Annotated in this window: 3 protein-coding genes; 1 reads left to right on the forward strand and 2 read right to left on the reverse strand. The window is 63.1% G+C overall.

The window, feature by feature from the left end:
• Positions 1-90: 90 nt before the first annotated feature.
• A complete protein-coding gene (locus tag GGD89_RS19430) occupies positions 91-1032 on the reverse strand; it encodes a hypothetical protein (protein WP_184049156.1) in 942 nt (313 codons plus the stop codon).
• Between the two features lie 67 nt (positions 1033-1099).
• On the opposite strand from GGD89_RS19430, the gene GGD89_RS19435 reads away from it, so the two are divergent.
• On the forward strand, positions 1100-1402 hold the full coding sequence (locus GGD89_RS19435) for a hypothetical protein (protein WP_184049159.1): 303 nt from the start codon (positions 1100-1102) through the stop codon (positions 1400-1402).
• Between the two features lie 93 nt (positions 1403-1495).
• Here GGD89_RS19435 and GGD89_RS19830 read toward each other — a convergent pair.
• Positions 1496-2428 (reverse strand): hypothetical protein (locus GGD89_RS19830; RefSeq protein WP_221238577.1); only part of this gene is annotated, 933 nt, incomplete at its 5' end.

Genomic DNA, 2428 nt, shown 5'->3' on the forward strand with positions numbered 1-2428 from the left:
CAACACGATACGACAAGACCGACAGCAGCTACACCGCAAACTGGTACCTTGTCGCAGCCATCATCGCAGGTCGGTGATTGTCAACAGGCCCTAGTCCTTTGTAGTCAACAGTGGCCAACCCCAGAAACCGCCGCCGGTTGCCAGCGCGTTCCGGTCATTGAAGCGCATTGGATCAAAAGCCGCCTTGTTCTTGTCTCGAATCCCTTCGCCAACGATCCGGTCGAAGAAGCCCGCATCGTGCAGTTCCGTGATCCCGGCCTCGCGAGCGATGCGCTTGTGGTCCCCGGTTTGCTGTTGCATGTACCGAAGCGTCAGGCTGCCATCCCGTGCAACCGGGATATTTGGGTCCGCGTTGGCCGACTTTTCAAAAAAGGTCTGCAAATCATCCGAGATGGATGAGTTCGCCTGCACAAACCGCTCGGCGGCGGCGTCACCTTCCCTAGCCTGGATCGCCCTGGCAATGTCTCGCAGGTGTCCGAGCGTCACGGGATGACCAGCGCCAAGGGCGTTCCTGTCGCGGAACGCGAACTCCCGCACGCCGCCCCGATCACCGAAACCGGCAGCATAGTCCGGATCATAGGTGAAACGAGCGCCCTTTGGGTATTCGCTTGGCATTTTATCGCCACGGTATGCCGGGTTATCCAAGTCGTACCCCTGGTCCTGAGCCCGCCTCATCCGGCTCGCCTCGTCCATCGGCAGCGCACGCCTGCCGCCTCCCATTCCGAGGGACGGCCGAACTCCCGAGGCTGTCCGGGCAGGCAATGCGCCGCCCGTCACCAAACCGGCCGTTTCGAGCGCCGTGCGCTCCATCTCCTGCTCCGTGGCGCTGCCACCCTGCGCGAGGTGGCCCGGCATCAGAAACCCCTCGACCGCGCCAATCGCGGCCTCGGGCCAGGCAAGGACAGCATCGCCCTCGGCATCGCGGGCGACAGGCAACAGCGTGCCGCGCGCGCTGTACGACGGATCGATCCCGAGAAGGCCCTCCGCCGCTTCGGTGACCGACCCCGGGCGCGGGGCAGGCCGCTCCCGCATGCGCTCGGGCGGGGTGCCAACCGCACTCGTTTACCGTATCCTGATTGTCGTGAGCATGGAGGATCGCATGCGGCATCCTGAACTCGCCCGTCGATGGGGCACCCCTGACAACGGCACCGGTATCTACCGCTTTGCCTTTGTCCGTGATCGCGCCATCGCCGCCATTGTCGACGCACCAACCGTTGAGGAAGCCGCCGCGACCTTGCCTCCAGGGACATATAGCGTTCGCGTCTTACCCTACGATTGGTCGACGAACACACGACAGCCCGTCAAGCACATTGAGTATTGGCCGGGCCTCGGCAAGCCAATCATCGTCCCTGAGAGCATGGAGCGTGAGTCTGGACTCACGGACCATGCTCTCAGACTCTGATATGCAAGCAAATCGTCGTCGCGATCCGGTTCGGATCGCTCGGGATTTGCTCTATGAACGATCATGGATCCAGCCTCGAGACCAGCCCCGGCCCTACCGCCAGCCCCAGAGCCCGCGCTCGTCTTCGTCCTCCTCCTCGAGGGTGTGGTCGCGCGGGGCGAGGCCAGAGGCCCCGAGGGCGCCCAACCCAAGGGGCGCGCCGATCTCGTTGAACTGGATGGTGCGGTTCAGTCTCGGGTCCGTATTGACATACTCCCGGATGCGCCGCGCCGCGTTGGGGAAGTGTTCCTTGATGTAGGCGGGGTTCTGCAGGTACAAACGCATGCCCTCGGCCATCTTTTCACGGCTGATACTGTCACCCCGGTAGCCCAGGTGTTCCGGGCGCGTTTGCCGAGAGGGGGGATCCGTCACAGACGTCCTCGCCCCCCCACTGTTCTGCACATGATAGAGAGCGTTGAATTGCTTGATGGATCCGGTCAACGGAATCCCTGTGCGCTCCTGAGCAATGCGGTCAATCGCATGACCGACTTCATGCGCGATGACGTTGTCGCGATCCCGCCCCTCAAGTCTCTGATCGTACTGAATATGACGCTCGGGGCCGTCTACTCCAGGCCGCGCGTAATACACACCAAGAGCTCCCCTCGGGAGCGCGCGGCTCGGAACCGCCTCAACAGGGCTGCGTGTGAGTCCCTCTGCGACTGCGACCACGTCCTCGGGTCGCAACGCAGTATCCAGTCCGGTTGCGCGCGTTCTTCCGGCGACATACGGTGCAGATAAGGGGCGTCCGTCGATGTCGTGGGTGAGTCGTCCTGCGTCATCCACCGGCACTCCGTGTGGGTAGTCCGCCTCAATCGGGCGGTCGGGGACATCGTCAATCCGAGCCATGGGTGTTCTAACAGGGGGCCGCGCCTCCAGCAAGGTTCCATTGTCAATGGCATCCGCATTGCGCATGGGTTGCGGAACGACGTCATCCGCGTGTGTGACGGCGTCGATCAGGGAACCCGTCCCTTGGCCGGTTTTTCGCGC

Origin of the sequence: Roseospira visakhapatnamensis (assembly GCF_014197915.1) — a bacterium.
Taxonomy (GTDB): Bacteria; Pseudomonadota; Alphaproteobacteria; order Rhodospirillales; family Rhodospirillaceae; genus Rhodospira; species Rhodospira visakhapatnamensis.